Genomic DNA, 16,405 nt, shown 5'->3' on the forward strand with positions numbered 1-16,405 from the left:
CGCTAAAATCCAAAGAAACATGAGAACAAGAATAACATTCGTCATCTGCCTGTGCCTGCTTTTCGCGGGCAGGGCTTCCGCCCAATGGGTCGTGAGCGATCCGGGCAATCTGGCGCAGGGCATCATCAACGCCTCGAAGAACATCATCCACACCTCGAAGACCGCCACGAACATGGTGAACAACTTTCAGGAAACGGTGAAAATCTACGAGCAGGGCAAGAAGTATTACGACGCCCTCAAATCGGTGAACAATCTGGTCAAGGACGCCCGCAAGGTGCAGCAGACCATCCTGATGGTGGGCGACATCACGGACATCTACGTGACCAGCTTCCAGAAGATGCTGCGCGACGACAACTTCACGGTGGAGGAACTCGGAGCCATCGCCTTCGGATACACGAAGCTGCTGGAAGAATCCAATGACGTGCTGACGGAGCTGAAGAACGTGGTGAACATCACCACGCTCTCCATGACGGACAAGGAGCGCATGGACGTGGTGGAACGCTGCCACTCCAAGATGAAGCGTTACCGCAACCTCGTGAGCTACTACACCAACAAGAACATCAGCGTGAGCTACCTGCGTGCGAAGAAGAAAAACGACCTCGACCGCATCATGGGGTTGTACGGCAGTATGAACGAAAGATACTGGTAGCCTATGGAGTTCGACAACCTTCACCAGATTCTCCGCTCGCTCTACGAGCAGATGATGCCGCTGTGCGCTGACATGGCGGGCGTGGCGAAAGGCATCGCCGGGCTGGGCGCGCTCTTCTATGTCGCCTACCGGGTATGGCAGTCGTTGGCGAGAGCCGAACCCATAGACGTCTTCCCGATGCTCCGCCCCTTTGCCGTCGGTCTGTGCATCATGTTCTTCCCTACGGTGGTGCTTGGCACGATAAACAGCGTCCTTTCGCCCGTCGTGCAGGGTACGGCGAAACTGCTCGAAACGCAGACTTTGGACATGAACAAGTACCGGGAACAGAAGGACAGGCTGGAATACGAGGCGATGGTGCGCAATCCCGAAACCGCCTACCTCGTGTCCAACGAGGAGTTTGACAAGCAACTGGAGGAATTGGGCTGGTCGCCCTCCGACATGGTGACGATGGCGGGGATGTATATCGACCGGGGGATGTACAAGATGAAGAAGGGCATCCGCGACTTCTTCCGCGAGATACTGGAACTGATGTTCCAAGCCGCCGCCCTCGTGATAGACACCATCCGCACCTTCTTCCTCGTGGTGCTGGCGATACTCGGTCCGATAGCCTTCGCCATATCGGTGTGGGACGGCTTCCAAAGCACGCTCACGCAGTGGATATGCCGCTACATTCAGGTCTATCTGTGGCTGCCCGTGTCGGACATATTCAGCACCATACTCGCCAAGATTCAGGTGTTGATGCTCCAGAGCGACATCGAGCGTATGCAGACCGACCCTAATTTCTCACTGGATTCCAGCGACGGGGTGTATATTGTGTTCATGATAATCGGCATCATCGGCTACTTCACCATTCCGACGGTGGCGGGCTGGATCATCCAAGCCGGGGGCATGGGCGGCTACGGGCGCAACGTGAACCAGATGGCGGGACGCGCCGGAAGCATGGCGGGCAGCGTGGCGGGTGCTACCGCAGGCAACATGGTCGGACGTGCCGGGAAACTGCTGAAATAATCAATGTGCAATTATAAACGGAAAAAGTAAAATGGAATTCAAGTCACTCAAAAACATCGAATCATCATTCAGGCAGATACGCCTGTTCGGTATCGTCTTCCTCTCGCTGTGCGCCGTGATAACGGTATGGAGCGTGTGGAGTTCCTACCGCTTCGCGGAGCGGCAGCGTGAAAAGATCTATGTGCTGGATAACGGCAAGTCGCTGATGCTGGCACTCTCGCAGGACTTGTCGCAGAACCGTCCGGCGGAAGCGAGGGAGCATGTGCGCCGCTTTCACGAACTGTTCTTTACGCTCTCGCCCGAAAAGAGCGCGATAGAACACAACGTGAAGCGTGCGTTGCTGCTGGCGGACAAGAGCGTGTACAACTACTATTCGGACTTCGCCGAGAAGGGGTACTACAACCGCATCATCGCCGGGAACATCAACCAAGTGCTGAAGGTGGACAGCGTGGTGTGCGACTTCAACGGCTATCCCTACCGCGCCGTAACCTACGCCACGCAGAAAATCATCCGGCAGAGCAACGTCACCGAGCGCAGCCTCGTAACCACGTGCCGCCTCTTGAACTCGTCCCGTTCGGACGACAACCCGAACGGGTTCACCATCGAGGGATTCACCATCATCGAGAATAAGGATTTACAAACCATCAAACGCTAACAGGCATGAAAGGAATCGGAAAATCACTGTGGGGAGCCTATTGGAAACTCCACGACAAAAAGAAAATGCTGGAGGCAAGGCTCAAGGGCTATCTGGACGGCTTGCCGCCGAAGACACGCAGACGCATCGTGCTGGCAATGCTCGCCGCATTCGCCGCGCTTGCCCTCTACACCTTCGGCAAAGCCGTCCATGACATCGGCAGGAATGACGGCAGCCGGATGGAGATAGACCATGCCGGACAGGTGGAACTGTCCGTGAAGCCGGATAACAATCACAACGTAACACCTTATTTATATGGAACAGACGAAGAATGAACCCAAGAACGAAAACAAGGCGGTTCCCGGCAACGACAAGCCGAAGAAGGAGCGCAAGCCGCAGACCGAAGCCCAACGGCTGAAACGTCAGAAAATGATAGTGCTGCCCGCGATGGTGCTGGTATTCATCGGGGCGATGTGGCTGATATTCGCCCCGTCCTCCGGCAAGGAGCAGGATCCGGGAACAAGCGGCTACAACATCGAGATGCCCGATGCGGACAAGGAGAACCGCCGGATTATCGGTGACAAGGCGAAAGCCTACGAGCAGGGGGCAATGGAGGAACGGCAGGAGAACCGCAGCCGCGCCATGCAGCAGTTGGGCGACCTGTTCGACCGCGAAACGGCGGAAGCGGACGGTGGCAGCGACTTCGACCTTGCCAATCCCGGCGGAACGGAAGAGGCGGTGAAGCCCGCACCGAAGACCATCCAGTCCTCGGCAGCCGCCTACCGCGACCTCAATGCCACACTCGGCAACTTCTACGAGCAGCCGAAGAACGACAATGCGGAGATGGACGAACTGCTGGAACGCATCGCCACGCTCGAATCCGAACTGGAAAGCGGAAAAGAGAGAAGCTCCACGATGGACGAGCAGGTGGCACTCATGGAAAAATCCTACGAGCTGGCGGCGAAGTACATGGGCGGTCAGAACGGCACGCAGGCGGCGGGACAGACCGCAGAGCCGTCCCCCGTGCAGAAAACCGGAAAGAACACGGCAAAACCCGTCAGGCAAGTGACGCATCAAGTGGTGTCCTCGCTCGGACAACCCATGAGCAATGCCGAATTTGTCGCTTCCTTCTCGCAGGAACGCAACCGCAGTTTCAACACGGCGGTGGGCGTCACGACCGTATCGGACAGGAACACCATACCGGCATGTGTCTATGGGGCGCAGAGCGTGACGGACGGGCAGGCGGTCAGGTTGCGGCTGTTGGAAGCGATGGCGGTGGCAGACCGGATCATTCCCCATAATGCAGTGGTGGTCGGCGCAGCCAAGATTCAGGGTGAACGGCTCGGCATTGAAATCACCTCTCTGGAACACGACGGTACGGTTATCCCGGTGGAGTTGGAGGTCTATGACACGGACGGGCAGCCCGGCATATTCATCCCCAACTCGATGGAGATGAACGCCGTCAGGGAGGTTGCCGCCAACATGGGCGGCTCACTCGGCAGCAGCATCAACATCTCCACCAATGCCGGGGCGCAGCTCGCCTCCGACTTGGGCAAGGGGCTGATACAAGGCACGAGCCAGTATATAGCCAAGAAGATGCGCACCGTCAAAGTGCATCTGAAAGCCGGGTACAGGGTCATGCTCTATCAGGGAGTGAATTAAGGAAACAATCAAATTTTTATTTACCACTAAAAATCCAAAGTAAAATGAAAAAAGTAATCATGATGTTTGCCCTCGCTATGGGCATCGCAACTGCCAACGCGCAGGAAAACGTAACCGTTGAAACGACCAACGGAAGTGACCAACCGACCTTGACAAAGGAGGTCTATCCGCAGAAGGAGGCGGACGGCGACCTGTATCACGGTCTGACGAGAAAGCTGGGCTTTGACCGTATGGTTCCCCCGCACGGCTTGGAAGTGACCTACGACAAGACCGTGCATGTCATCTTCCCGGCGGAGGTGCGCTATGTCGATTTAGGCTCTCCCGACCTGATCGCGGGCAAAGCCGACGGAGCGGAGAACGTCATCCGTGTGAAGGCAACCGTGAGGAACTTCCCGAACGAAACCAACATGTCCGTAATCACGGAGGACGGGAGTTTCTACACTTTCAACGTGAAGTACGCCGCCGAGCCGCTGCTGCTCAACGTGGAGATGTGCGACTTCATCCATGACGGCGAGGCGGTGAACCGTCCGAACAACGCGCAGGAAATCTACCTGAAAGAGCTGGGCAGCGAAAGCCCGATGCTGGTGCGCCTTATCATGAAGTCCATCCACAAGCAGAACAAGCGTGAGGTGAAGCATATCGGCTGCAAGCGTTTCGGCATCCAGTACCTTCTGAAAGGCATCTACACGCACAACGGGCTTCTGTATTTCCACACGGAAATCAGGAACCAGAGCAACGTGCCTTTCGATGTGGACTACATCACGTGGAAAATCGTGGATAAGAAGGTGGCGAAGCGTACCGCCGTGCAGGAGCGTATCATCCTGCCGCTCCGCGCGCAGAACTACGCCACGCTCGTGCCGGGCAAAAAAAGCGAACGCACGGTCTTCACGATGGCGAAGTTCACCATCCCCGACGGCAAGTGCCTCGTGGTGGAACTGAACGAGAAGAACGGCGGCCGCCACCAGTCCTTCGTGATCGAGAATGAGGACTTGGTGCGCGCCAATACCATCAACGAACTCCAAGTGCGCTGACCATGAGAAAGTACATCGCAATAATCATAGCGTCGCTTGCCCTGTTCGCAGGGCAGGCGCACGCCCAGCGATGCCTGCCGAAGATGCAGGGCATCGAAATCAAGGCGAACATGGCGGACGGCTTCAAGCCCGGCGGCAACGACGGGGGGTACAGCTTCGGGGCGGCTTTCTCCACCTACACGAAGAAGGGGAACAAATGGGTGTTCGGAGGGGAGTATCTCCTGAAAAAGAACCCCTACAAGGACACCGCCATACCTGTGGCGCAGTTCACGGCGGAGGGCTGCTACTATTTCAAGATACTTTCCGATGCCCGTAAAATCGTGTTCGTCTATGCGGGGGCTTCGGCTCTTGCCGGGTATGAATCGGTGAATTGGGGCGAAAAGATGCTGCATGACGGTTCGACACTGCATGATCGGGACGCCTTCATCTATGGCGGTGCGCTGACGCTTGATGTGGAGTTTTACGTGGCTGACCGTATCGCCCTGCTCGCCAACCTCCGGGAGCGTTGCCTGTGGGGTGGCGACACAAAGAAGTTCCATACCCAATTCGGGCTGGGCATCAAGTTCGTCATCAACTGACACACGCCGCATGGAAGGGACCAATATAGACGCCATGAGGCAAATATCCCTCGCGGACTTTCTCGCACGGTTGGGACATGAGCCTGTCCGAAGGAGCGGAAACGAATTTTGGTATCGTGCGCCGTACCGCAATGAGCGCACGCCCTCTTTCCGTGTGAACGTGGCGAAACGGCTCTGGTACGACTTCGGCTTGGGCAAGGGCGGTGATATCTTCACGCTTGCCGGGGAGTTTGCACGAAGCGGTGACTTCATGGCGCAGGCAAGATTCATAGCGGAAACTGTGCGTATGCCATTTGTCGCAGCGGAAAAGCCGTTGTTCCTGCCGGAACCGTCCGAACCTGCCTTTGAGGGAGTGGAAGCCGTCCCGCTGCTCCGCTCACCACTGACGGACTATCTGGCGGAACGGGGCATCCCTTATGCCGTTGCATCCCGCCACTGCTGCCGCCTGAACTACGGCGTGCGTGGAAAGCGGTATTTCGCAGTTGGCTTTCCGAACGTGGCTGGCGGCTATGAAATCCGGAGCCGTTATTTCAAGGGATGCGTGCCGCCGAAAGATGTGTCGCTGGTCAAGGCGGAAGGCTTTTTGACTGACGTGTGCAGTGTATTTGAGGGCTTCATGGACTTTCTGTCCGCTGCTGCACTCGGCATAGGCGGCAATGGCGACAGCCTTGTGCTGAACTCCGTCGCCAACGTGGGTAAGGCGGTGAAACACTTAGACGGGTACGGGCGCATCGACTGCTTCCTCGATCGTGACGACGCCGGGCGGAGGACGCTGGAAGCCCTCAAAGGACACTACGGCGGACGTGTCTGTGACCGTTCCGCATTCTATGACGGTTGCAAGGACTTGAACGAGTATCTGCAACTGACAGCAAAAAAAGAAATGAACAATAACTTAAAAATCAAAGGACAATGAACATACTGAACAACAAAAACAAGAGAACATCCATCTTCAAGGCGTTGGCACTCTGCCTGTTCGCCGCCGTGTCGCTCACGCTCGCATCGTGTGACGATGACATGGACATCCAGCAATCCTATCCCTTCACGGTAGAAACCATGCCCGTGCCGAACAAGGTCACAAAGGGGCAGACGGTGGAAATCCGCTGTGAACTGAAAAGGACGGGCGATTACGCCAACACGCTCTACACCATCCGGTATTTCCAGTTCGAGGGGGAAGGCACGCTGAAAATGGCGAGCGGCATCACTTTTCTGCCCAACGACCGCTACCTGCTCGAAAACGAAAAGTTCCGCCTGTACTACACGGCAGAGGGCGACGAGGCGCACAACTTTATCGTGGTGGTGGAGGACAATTTCAAAAATTCCTACGAATTGGAATTTGACTTCAACAACCGGAACGTGAAGGACGACATTCAGACCGTCATCCCCATAGGCAATTACAAACCTCTGCCAAGATGATGCGTGTATTCATGGCTATCTTCTGTTCGCTGCTGGCAGTCTGCTCCGTGTCCGCACGGGACAGCCGTCAGAAGGGGACGGACGGGCAGGCGGCAATCTACCGCCTGCCGCCTTTCGAGCGGGCGGTTCGCTGTACGAAGTATTTTGAGGGCTGGCACTCGGAGAAACACCATCCATACGTGGGCTGGGGTCACCGGTTGCAGCCGGGGGAAAGGTATTCGGCACGTACCATGACGAAACGGCAGGCGGACGTTCTCCTGCGGAAAGACTTGCGGAAGTTCTGCGCCATGTTCCGCAAGTTCGGGCGTGACAGTCTGCTCCTTGCCACGCTCGCCTACAATGTCGGTCCATACCGGCTTTTGGGGAGCGGGAAGATACCCAAAAGCACGCTGATCCGAAAATTGGAGGCGGGCGACAGGAACATTTACCGGGAATATATCGCTTTCTGCAACTACAAGAGGAAACGGCACGCCATGCTGCTCAAACGGAGAAAGGCGGAGTTTGCACTGCTGTACATTCCGTAACATGGCAAATGCCTGACAAATGAAACTCCGATGAAGCCGCAACTTCATCGGAGTTTCCGCTTTTCATACATTCGGGATTTTTCCTTTGCCGATTACTTCACCATCCCTGCAATGCTCTATGATGCCGGGCGAAAATCCCATCTCCCCGATTGCGATGTGCCGGATATACTCCGCATATTCCTGACCTTGAAAATTCCTCCCCGTAAGGTTTTTGAAAATCATCCTTATGCTTGTTCCGTCATCGCTGTACAGGATGATTTTTCCGTTCTGTCTGATTTCTTCCATGATTGAAACTTGTTTTTGTGAATACTATCGTAGATTGGGACAGCGGTTTCTTTGCTACTTTCTTTGTCCGCCATCATGCTCACCGAAAGAAAGTAGGGCGGCTTTCGCCGCCGCCACTCAAAAACGGGTGTAGAGTCCCGTTACCATCGTGAACATTTCTTCCAGCATATCGCAGTATATGCCCTCGTGCGTTTCGATGTCCTTCGTCTTGCACTCGAATGTCTTTTTACTGAACGTTTTGCGGTAGAAACGCATATTGTAGAGGTCTAATCCTGCATCGTAGATGATGTCAAGGCGGTTTGCGCTCGTCTTGTTCCTCGCAAGGCTCATGCGCAATCCGTTACCCATGTCTATAAAGTCCTTGCTTCCCGTCATGGCGGCAAAGCGTCTGCCGCCTATCTGCTCTAAAATCGTCTTTGCTATCATGCTTTTCTTGGTTTTAGGTTGGCGGTGCGGACACCGCCAACTGGTTTAACATTCTGTTATCTCGGCAATGGGTGTGTTTCGTTTCAACCATTCCATCAGGCACTCCATATTGTACTCGCTTGTGATGACTGCCGTATGGCTGTTGATGGCGGTAAACCTGCTACTTTCATAGTCATCTATCCACCCTTTTAGGGTATCAACTCCCCACGCTTCGGCATCGTCAAAGATACCGTCCAATACCGTAATAGGCTCGCTGAACTTCACTATCAGCGTTTGATAGGCTGCGTTCATCGGTTGTCCTCCTTCCCTTCCTTTGCCGTGAGCCACTTGTCCCGTGCGGCTCGGCACTCGTCCAACGTGGGTTTTACACAAGAGAACAACTCTCCGTCTGTGGGGTGGCGGTAGTCGTACTGCACAAGTGTCCGCTTGCGTCTGCCGATACCTAATTGGAAACGCTCGTATTTTTCCGTACCTGCTTCGGTGCAGGTGCTTGCTCCGTTGATGGTCATCCGTGTTGCCATAATCATCTATTTTTGAATGAATTTTTCTAAATACTTTTCCTGCACTCCGAGTGCTTCCGCATAGACACTCAATTGGGCTGCATAACGGGTACGGTAGTAGCTTCTCTCCATTTCGTTCTTGGATAATCCGATATGCGCCCTTATATCGTTCAAATGCCTTTTGACGATATACTTGTAGCAATGAAGTTTCCTCTTTCTGTCCATAATCATATTCTTTATCTGTTAGAAATGCACTGACAACACTCTGTTTTTCATCACCATTTCGGGGGCGCTCGTGTAGCGTTGATGCAGGTAGAAATGGTGGGAGCCGAAGCCGTAAAGGAAAAACCTGTCAAGTTCGTGCTTCTCGGCAAAGTCCTTTACACTCTGTCTTAACTGCTCCTCACTCGTTGCAAGAGTGAGGAGGTTCACAAATTCAAGGAACATCGTGGGGATTTTATCGTCCCACAGACAAATCATGCTTTCAATTCTTACTTCCATACTATTGGGTATTATAGGTTGATACTATGCCGCTTCCATCCGCTGGCGGATAAGGTTCACGTTGCTGTTCACAAGGTTTACAATGCGGTCGTGGTACTCGGTATTGGAATTGTGCAAGCCACGACTTTGCACCACCTCCAATGTCTTCAAGGAAACCTCCACCGTTTCTATGCGCTTGCCGTCAATGGTGGCGGATAGGATAAGGGAGTTCTTTTCAAGGAAATAGGAGTTGGAAAACACGCAATGGTGCAGTTCCGTCCCTTCCGCTGCAAACTCCGCCACGCTCTCCAACACACGCACCTGCAAAGTGCCGTCCGTAAAGGCAATGCCGAAGAATATGCCTTTGAGTTTGCGGTATGCCTTCTCGTGTTTCTTCGCTTGGCGGATGCGTTCCTCCAACTTCTTGCGCTCTATCTCCTTGTTGCGCTTGTGCATAAGTCTGTCGTGTTCGGCTTTGAGGTCGGAGGGACAGACGTACTTCGGGCTGTTCGTGTCCTTGCCGAAATGACGCAGGAGGTCTATGGTGTCACGCCACATGGAGCCGTCCGAAATGGTGTAACCGTTACGGATACATATCTTTATGGATGCCCAATACCTCTCTATGTCAAAGGAACTGCGGATGTAGTGGCGCAACATGGGATATTGCCCTGCCTTCAACAGCGTTTCGGCTCGGCTGTCGGAAAGGATAGCCGTGAAAAGGTCGTAAGGCAGTATGTTGTGGTATTCGCCATTGAAGCCGTTGCGTTTCAGTTCGGGTATGAAACGCTGTCGGGGATAGGTGCAGACGGGGTTTATATCGTATGCACGGAGTTTGTTGTTCTTGCGTACCTCCATGTCGCTGTATTCCGCCCATAGGTCGTAGTAAAGTATGGACATTCCTCGCAGTCGGGCGACAGTGACGGTTGTGCCTTTGGGCGAAATCCACCTTTGCACCACTTCATAAATGGAATACCCGGCTGCCTGCCCTGCCTTGTATCGGGATTTGACGAAGAAGAAGCGTATCACTTGGTACTGCTTGCAGGTGGTGATGATGCAGAAATACTCGTTCTCGTTGAAAACCCTCTTTCGGGTGCGCAACGCTTCCAGCTCCATTCCGCAATGTGGGCAGGTGCATCCGCAAACGGTGTCCGCAAGGTCGTGTTCACTTTTCCATGAATGTCCGCACTCGGTGCAGATGTTCGTGCCGTCCGCCCTCTTGATGGCGTAATGCTTGAAGCAATGACGGAAAGCGTATGCCCTCTGTGTGGCGGTCAATTTGGGCAGTCGCTCGCTTAATCGTGCGACTTCCTGCTGTATGGGTGTTCTCGGTTTCATAATCAGAAATTGAATAGGTTGGGTTGTTGTACTTCTTGTGCGGTCGCTTTGGTGGCGGTTCTCGGCTTGCTGCGGTTCTGCAACTTGCGGAGTTCCTCCTCTTGGTATCTGCGGAGTGCGTTCTGCCGTGCTTCCGCCTTTTCCTCTGCCGTGAGTTCCACAACGTGGTTCACCGCCACTTGGCATTGGATAGGCTTGCCCACCTCTATCTCGTTCTCGTCATAGTAGTGGACTGCTTGCCCGAATATCTCCCCGTCCGTGAAGCCGTTGCAACCGCTCCGCTGCACGTAGTTGAGAATGTAGGTGACGCAATCGTCTATGTTCTTGGCAGGGTTGCGGTAGTTCTTCGCAAAGAGCGCATCTTCCGCTGCACGCTGCTCCAAGTGCATCTGTATCGTTCTCTTGAAATGTTCTGTTCCTTTCATATCGCTGTCGTTTTTATCAGTTATACATTTTTCCGTTTTCCAAAAACTCGTAGTCGTTGGCTGCGCAACTCTCCTCGAAACCTTCCTCACTGCACTGGAATTCCATATCGTCACGGCACGACTTGAAGAAACTGTCAAGACACTTGTCCATGAGGTCGTACAGAGTGGTTCGGGTGTCGGGGGCTTTCAGAAAGTCGTAGATGGGTCGCAGGATGTCCTCGTCTGCGCAATAGCCTGTCAGTACGCAACAGTTATCCGTGAATACCCTGCTTTTGCGTCTTTTATTGTAATTGCCTTTGAGGTAGTAGGTTTTCGGCTTGAATAGGGTGTGCCAATAGTTATTGACGATGTATTTCAGAAGCCGTATGCCGTTGAGTTCTTCTTCCTCTCCGCTGTAACGTGAGGTGAAGCGGTAGGAATAACGGCACGTGTCGTAACTCCAATCGTTCACTTTGACCCTGAACACACTTTCAAATGCTTCCAGCGTGTTGCGGTTGTCGCTGTCCCAACCGTATTCAAAAGTGCGTAGCCATTCATTGTATGCGGTATCTCTCGCTGCTGCGGAGAGTTCGGCTAATTGGAATAGGTCGTATGTCCTTGTTATCGTTCTCATATCGCTGTCGTTTTAGATGGTCTGTTTCAGTATCTCTCTCCAATAGGTCGGCTCCACCTCGCTCAAAAGGAAGTCTGTAAAATCCCTCCGTGCGTCCTTGTTCAGTTCTCGGTAGAGTTCACGGAACACGGATATGTTGCCGTTGATGTACGTTTCAACCATATACACGAAGATGTTGTCCACCTCGTAGTATCTGCATTGCTGCGCTGCCGTCTTGCTGCTTCTCTTTGCCATGTCGGTAAGGGTTAAAGGGTGAATAACCAAAGGATGAAACCGAAGAAGGCGGTTGCGGAAAGGATAGCCACGATTACGCCTATCGCCACTCGGAACACTCCGTTTACAATCTCTCTAATGATGCCCCAAAGGATGCCGAACACCCCGAAGGCGGTGCGCACCATCAAGCCGCATATCGCAAGCCCTATGTACTGCGCCATTTGTCTGAAATTTGCCGTTGCCGTCATATTTTCGCTGTTTTTGATTTTTTGTTTTTTTTATGCGGATTCAAGAGCTGAGGGAGTTGAGTTTCAAACTATCTTATTTGCCTCTCGTTTATCCGACATTTTTTTTAATGCGTCTTTCTGTCGCATCGGTCGTTTTCGTTTCGGGTGCTTAAAAAGGTAGGGATTAGGGGATGCAAGGTTTTTCGGGAAAAATACTACCCGCAGGGCTGGAGATTTTTCCCGAAAACAGGAGGCTTGACCTTGCATTCCCGTCCAATCCCGGAATTACCTTTGCGCCCAGAACGGAAATGACAACCTGATGCGCTCCCTGAAAGACGCGAAAATGGAGGTAAACGGAAGTGGAGGCAGATTGGACAGGAAAACTTCAAAAGAGAAATCCGTGAAAAAGGGAAAACGCCAAAAGGAAAAGGGACACTGCCGGAGGCGTGAAACCGGGCAAACCACCGGCAAGGAAGTATGATTTTGTATGTCTGGCCGAACGTGTCCGGTCGGACAGATAAAATCATTCTTCCCGGTTTGCCTGCCGTGTGTGACGGCTTGTTCCATTTATGGATCGGGCGGTCAGACACGGCTTTCCGCTTACGGCACAAAGGAACAGCGGAAAAAGAAAAATCGTCAGAAACCCGTAAAAGCACCTCTTTGGCATAAGCACAAAAGAAATGAGCCTTGCATCATCAGTCTAAACTGTTGTTTAGGCGTGAGGCAAAGCCCTTTTCTTCGCTTATGCGGCAGTCGGCATACGTTCGTCCAAAATCCTTTTGTACGATGGTGTGCCGACGGATAAAATCGCTTTTACGGAAAAACTTGTATGAGAAGAAAAAAATTAGGGAGATTCATTTCAAAATCTCCCGTTTTATTGTTACTTTTGCATACGAAGAGTTCTTTGAAGGTTACGCAACGCGCAGAAGGATGATGCAGTAGATAACTAACTAAATCGTAACCTATTACTATCATGAGCAATTAACCTACGCTCACTTCCAATAAATTACACTCTTTTCGTAACTTCGACGTACAAAGATACAAATTATTTCGATGGTACATAAAAAAATGTAGCTGAATAAAAACATCTTACGTAAACATTCGCCCTTCCCGACAAATATACTCAAAGAAAAAAACTGAATTATCGGGAATATATACCGGGAATGTGGAATACACTCCACAACACTGTGGATTTTTTACACAACAACACAATTTCCGGTTCTACACATCAAATAAGTTTACTCTTTTTTCATCCATTATATATCACTAATAATCAAGCATTTTCACCCAACAAACAGATAACACGCTGTATTCTGGCACGTTGCTTGTTAAATAATAACCATATTCAACCCCTATAACAAATCTAAACTTAATCAAACATGAAAGTAATAAGAAAAAGCAAATGGTTGTTAAGCGTTCTTTTTATGTTTCTTTTACCATCCCATCTGTTTTCACAGGCAGCAAGTATGCCTGAAGAACAGCCGACAGAAATACAGGAAGCCGGGGGAGACGACAACAGAACAATAAAAGGAATTATCTATGACGAACAAGGAGAAACTATTATCGGAGCCTCTGTACTAATAAAAGGCGAAGAAACCGGAACGACCAGTGATATGGACGGCAAATTCTCACTGGAAGCGCCACAAGGGGCTACTCTCGTTATTTCTTACATCGGATATCATCCGCAGGAGATAAAGGTAAGAAAAAGGGGCACGCTCAATATCATACTGAAAGAAGATAACCAGTTACTTGAAGAAGTAGTAGTGGTAGGATACGGAACAGTCAAGAAAAGCGACTTGACGGGTTCTGTTTCGGGAGTGTCGACCCGGCAGTTCAGGAATCAGCCGGTGAAGCGGGTGGAAAACATACTTCAGGGCCGTACCCCCGGTGTGGAAGTTACCGCGACAAGCGGTGTGCCCGGAGCAGGCATGAAGGTACGCGTACGTGGTACTACTTCTATTAATAAAAGCAGCGACCCGTTGTATGTAATAGACGGAATCATATCTTCCAGTGGGTTAGATGGTCTTAATCCGTCGGACATCCAGTCTATGGAAGTTCTGAAAGACGCTTCTTCCACTGCCATTTACGGTTCGCGGGGGTCGAATGGCGTTATATTAATCACCACCAAAGGCGGCAGCGAGGGAAAGGCAAGTATTACGTTTGACGCGTCCATCGGTCTTTCTACCGTGAGAAAGCAGTATGATTTATTAAATGCGTACGAGTATGCGACAGCACTGAATGACATCCGCGGTTCGTCCACTATCTCGCCCGAAAACCTCGCGGCTTACAAGAACGGAACGAAAGGGATTAACTGGGCAGACCTTATCACCCACACCGGAGTGACGCAGGATTATCGGCTGAACATATCGGGTGGAAACGCCAAGGTGAAATATCTTATTTCAGGGAATGTACTGGATCAGGAAGCGGTCACCATCGAGACGGATTACAAACGGTATGGTATCCGGGCAAATATTGACGCGGATGTAAAACCGTGGCTGACAATATCGGCAAAGATGAACGCCACCAGTCTGCATAAGCACAACGACGGTGCCAACTGGTTTCACATCACCAACTTCTCTCCTACGATGGAAATGAAAGACCCGGAAACCGGCGTATATAACAGAGACCCGTACAACATCGCCAACGGTTCGAACCCATACGGTGAACTGATGGTGAATTACAGCGACAGTTACAGTTATAACCTGAACGCGAACCTGACTTTCTTATTTAAAATAATGAAAGGACTTACCCTCTCCGTGCAGGGTGGTTATGACTACGACCATAGTCCTTCCTACTCTTTCAAATCTAAACTGGAAGCACCCGGCGCTATCAACAGCATGAGTAATACCAGCAATATGCACAACTACTGGCAGAATACCAATAACCTGACCTGGCAGAGACAATTCGGCGACCACAGTGTCACGGCAATGGCCGTATGGGAAATAAGCCGTTCATGGGACACAAGCCTGCAAGGTAACGGCTCGAACCTGAACAATGAGAGTGTAGGATACTGGAATATCGCCAACGCCGCGATAAGAAACGCAAGCAACTCGTACACGGAAGCGTCTCTGGCTTCAGGAATCATACGTGCCAATTACGACTACAAGAAGCGGTATTTTATTACTGCGGCATTGAGAGCCGACGGTTCTTCCAAATTTCAGGGAGATAATAAATGGGGTTATTTCCCATCTGCGGCAGTAGCCTGGGATATAGCAAAGGAAAAATTCATGAGTAACCAGCATGTACTGGAACAATTAAAACTAAGAGGTAGTTTCGGTGTGACCGGTAATCAGGATATCGGTGCTTACAGTACCTTAGGAATGCTGTCGGGCGTAGCTTACGGCTGGGGGACTTCCAACGCTTACACCGGATATTGGGGAAATCAGTTTCCTACGCCCGGCATCACATGGGAAAAGACTTATCAATACGACCTCGGGGTAGACTTGAGCCTGGGTGGTTTCAATATCACATTCGACTGGTTCAAGAAAATGACCAAAGACCTGCTCTTCCAAAAACAAGTGCCCAAGTATAACGGCGGCGGTACGTATTGGGTAAACCAGGGCGAGTTGCGCAATACGGGAGTCGAATTCTCCGTCAACACCTTCCCGGTGAAAGGAACCGTGACTTGGGAAACAAGTTTCAACGCCGCTTACGTGAAGAATGAAATAACCGACCTTGCCGGCAGCGATTTTGTATTGACAGCTAATTACAGCGACTTGGGCGGCGCGATGCAAATCATGAAACCGGGTTACCCGATGGGGTCTTTCTATGTATATCAATGGAAAGGTTTCGATGACAAAGGCGCCAATCTTTATCAGAAAGCGGACGGCAGCCTGACCACGAGCCCTACTTCCGAAGACTTGGTAGTCAAAGGACAGGCAAGTCCGAAATGGACAATGGGATGGAACAATACAATCAATTGGAAGAACTGGACTGTAAATATCTTCTTCAATGCCGCCACCGGATACAACCGTCTGAATATAAGCCGTTACACGGCGGCTTCCATGACCGGAAATTCACGTTTCGTCACCTTGCGGGATGCATACTTCAAAGGTTGGGATCATATAAGCAACAAAGCGGAAGCTGCTTATCCGAGCCTTACCAATACGGACAGCAAGAATTATGCGAACTCGGACTTCTGGCTGGAAGACGCTTCTTTCGTGAAATTGAAGAACATCAGTATTTCGTACCGTATCCCGAAACGGGTTGCCAAATTCGCGAGCATACAGTTGTCCGTAAGCGCGCAGGATCTTTTCACCATCACCCGTTACAAAGGAATGGATCCGGAAGTTTATACCAGTTACGACGGTCTGGACTATGGCGCTTATCCTATTCCGAGAACTATTACTTTCGGTGCTAAAATCAGATTTTAACCATTGACCTAATTAATTATAAGAACAAG

At 51.5% G+C, this 16,405-nt stretch carries 23 protein-coding genes; 12 read left to right on the top strand and 11 right to left on the bottom strand.

All coding sequences use genetic code 11. The annotated features are described in order from the left end of the window. Positions 1–19: 19 nt before the first annotated feature. Genes BQ7997_RS00315 through BQ7997_RS00360 form a run of 10 tightly spaced genes read left to right on the top strand, consistent with a single transcriptional unit; the run spans position 20 to position 7,499 of the window. Positions 20–649: a DUF4141 domain-containing protein gene (locus BQ7997_RS00315; protein ID WP_005850484.1), complete on the top strand. Its 630-nt coding sequence runs from the start codon at positions 20–22 to the stop codon at positions 647–649. A gap of 3 nt (positions 650–652) precedes the next feature. Then, a complete protein-coding gene (gene traJ, locus BQ7997_RS00320; protein WP_005944138.1) occupies positions 653–1,657 on the top strand; it encodes a conjugative transposon protein TraJ in 1,005 nt (334 codons plus the stop codon). A 31-nt stretch (positions 1,658–1,688) separates the two neighbouring features. Next, positions 1,689–2,312 (top strand): conjugative transposon protein TraK, encoded by a 624-nt coding sequence (traK, locus tag BQ7997_RS00325; RefSeq protein ID WP_004308925.1) that lies wholly within the window; start codon positions 1,689–1,691, stop codon positions 2,310–2,312. Between the two features lie 5 nt (positions 2,313–2,317). Next, positions 2,318–2,626, top strand: a complete 309-nt coding sequence (locus tag BQ7997_RS00330; protein ID WP_073342411.1) for a TraL conjugative transposon family protein — start codon at positions 2,318–2,320, stop codon at positions 2,624–2,626. Then, on the top strand, positions 2,607–3,953 hold the full coding sequence (gene traM, locus BQ7997_RS00335) for a conjugative transposon protein TraM (RefSeq protein WP_073342414.1): 1,347 nt from the start codon (positions 2,607–2,609) through the stop codon (positions 3,951–3,953). The genes BQ7997_RS00330 and traM overlap by 20 nt, the downstream gene beginning before the upstream one ends. Before the next feature lie 44 nt (positions 3,954–3,997). Next, a complete protein-coding gene (gene traN, locus BQ7997_RS00340; RefSeq protein WP_073342416.1) occupies positions 3,998–4,984 on the top strand; it encodes a conjugative transposon protein TraN in 987 nt (328 codons plus the stop codon). Between the two features lie 2 nt (positions 4,985–4,986). Beyond that, positions 4,987–5,562: a conjugal transfer protein TraO gene (locus tag BQ7997_RS00345; protein ID WP_073342419.1), complete on the top strand. Its 576-nt coding sequence runs from the start codon at positions 4,987–4,989 to the stop codon at positions 5,560–5,562. 10 nt (positions 5,563–5,572) lie between these two features. Then, on the top strand, positions 5,573–6,475 hold the full coding sequence (locus BQ7997_RS00350) for a toprim domain-containing protein (protein ID WP_073342421.1): 903 nt from the start codon (positions 5,573–5,575) through the stop codon (positions 6,473–6,475). Next, a complete protein-coding gene (locus tag BQ7997_RS00355) occupies positions 6,472–6,975 on the top strand; it encodes a DUF3872 domain-containing protein (RefSeq protein ID WP_073342424.1) in 504 nt (167 codons plus the stop codon). The genes BQ7997_RS00350 and BQ7997_RS00355 overlap by 4 nt, the downstream gene beginning before the upstream one ends. Further along, complete coding sequence (locus BQ7997_RS00360) at positions 6,972–7,499, top strand: glycoside hydrolase family protein (RefSeq protein ID WP_073342426.1); 528 nt, start codon at positions 6,972–6,974, stop codon at positions 7,497–7,499. The genes BQ7997_RS00355 and BQ7997_RS00360 overlap by 4 nt, the downstream gene beginning before the upstream one ends. A gap of 63 nt (positions 7,500–7,562) precedes the next feature. On the opposite strand, the gene BQ7997_RS00365 is transcribed toward BQ7997_RS00360, so the two are convergent. The 11 genes from BQ7997_RS00365 to BQ7997_RS00415 all read right to left on the bottom strand — a co-directional run bounded on the left by BQ7997_RS00365 (position 7,563) and on the right by BQ7997_RS00415 (position 12,024). Continuing rightward, entirely contained in the window at positions 7,563–7,784 is a 222-nt protein-coding gene (locus BQ7997_RS00365; protein WP_073342429.1) for a DUF7688 family protein, read from the bottom strand. Between the two features lie 117 nt (positions 7,785–7,901). Continuing rightward, positions 7,902–8,210 (bottom strand): hypothetical protein, encoded by a 309-nt coding sequence (locus BQ7997_RS00370; protein WP_073342432.1) that lies wholly within the window; start codon positions 8,208–8,210, stop codon positions 7,902–7,904. A gap of 45 nt (positions 8,211–8,255) precedes the next feature. Beyond that, positions 8,256–8,501, bottom strand: a complete 246-nt coding sequence (locus BQ7997_RS00375) for a DUF6956 domain-containing protein (protein WP_253298539.1) — start codon at positions 8,499–8,501, stop codon at positions 8,256–8,258. Next, positions 8,498–8,731, bottom strand: a complete 234-nt coding sequence (locus BQ7997_RS00380) for a DUF3873 domain-containing protein (protein WP_073342762.1) — start codon at positions 8,729–8,731, stop codon at positions 8,498–8,500. Before BQ7997_RS00380 ends, BQ7997_RS00375 begins: the two co-directional genes overlap by 4 nt. Before the next feature lie 6 nt (positions 8,732–8,737). Beyond that, positions 8,738–8,935: a hypothetical protein gene (locus BQ7997_RS00385; RefSeq protein WP_073342765.1), complete on the bottom strand. Its 198-nt coding sequence runs from the start codon at positions 8,933–8,935 to the stop codon at positions 8,738–8,740. Positions 8,936–8,953: 18 nt separating this feature from the next. Continuing rightward, complete coding sequence (locus BQ7997_RS00390; protein WP_073342438.1) at positions 8,954–9,211, bottom strand: hypothetical protein; 258 nt, start codon at positions 9,209–9,211, stop codon at positions 8,954–8,956. Between the two features lie 24 nt (positions 9,212–9,235). Continuing rightward, positions 9,236–10,525 (bottom strand): PcfJ domain-containing protein, encoded by a 1,290-nt coding sequence (locus BQ7997_RS00395; RefSeq protein WP_073342441.1) that lies wholly within the window; start codon positions 10,523–10,525, stop codon positions 9,236–9,238. A 2-nt stretch (positions 10,526–10,527) separates the two neighbouring features. After that, positions 10,528–10,950, bottom strand: a complete 423-nt coding sequence (locus BQ7997_RS00400) for a PcfK-like family protein (RefSeq protein ID WP_073342444.1) — start codon at positions 10,948–10,950, stop codon at positions 10,528–10,530. Positions 10,951–10,966: 16 nt separating this feature from the next. Next, on the bottom strand, positions 10,967–11,563 hold the full coding sequence (locus BQ7997_RS00405; RefSeq protein WP_073342447.1) for a hypothetical protein: 597 nt from the start codon (positions 11,561–11,563) through the stop codon (positions 10,967–10,969). Between the two features lie 12 nt (positions 11,564–11,575). After that, entirely contained in the window at positions 11,576–11,797 is a 222-nt protein-coding gene (locus BQ7997_RS00410) for a hypothetical protein (protein WP_007366491.1), read from the bottom strand. 11 nt (positions 11,798–11,808) lie between these two features. Beyond that, positions 11,809–12,024 carry a hypothetical protein gene (locus tag BQ7997_RS00415; protein ID WP_005850429.1) on the bottom strand — a complete coding sequence of 72 codons (216 nt, stop codon included), beginning with the start codon at positions 12,022–12,024 and terminating at the stop codon, positions 11,809–11,811. Between the two features lie 456 nt (positions 12,025–12,480). Between BQ7997_RS00415 and BQ7997_RS00425 the strand changes: the two genes are divergently transcribed. Then, positions 12,481–12,672 (top strand): hypothetical protein, encoded by a 192-nt coding sequence (locus tag BQ7997_RS00425; RefSeq protein WP_073342450.1) that lies wholly within the window; start codon positions 12,481–12,483, stop codon positions 12,670–12,672. Positions 12,673–13,382: 710 nt separating this feature from the next. Then, on the top strand, positions 13,383–16,376 hold the full coding sequence (locus BQ7997_RS00430) for a SusC/RagA family TonB-linked outer membrane protein (RefSeq protein WP_073342453.1): 2,994 nt from the start codon (positions 13,383–13,385) through the stop codon (positions 16,374–16,376). Positions 16,377–16,405: the final 29 nt, after the last annotated feature.

Source organism: Bacteroides congonensis (assembly GCF_900130125.1).
In the GTDB taxonomy this organism is placed as follows: Bacteria; Bacteroidota; Bacteroidia; order Bacteroidales; family Bacteroidaceae; genus Bacteroides; species Bacteroides congonensis.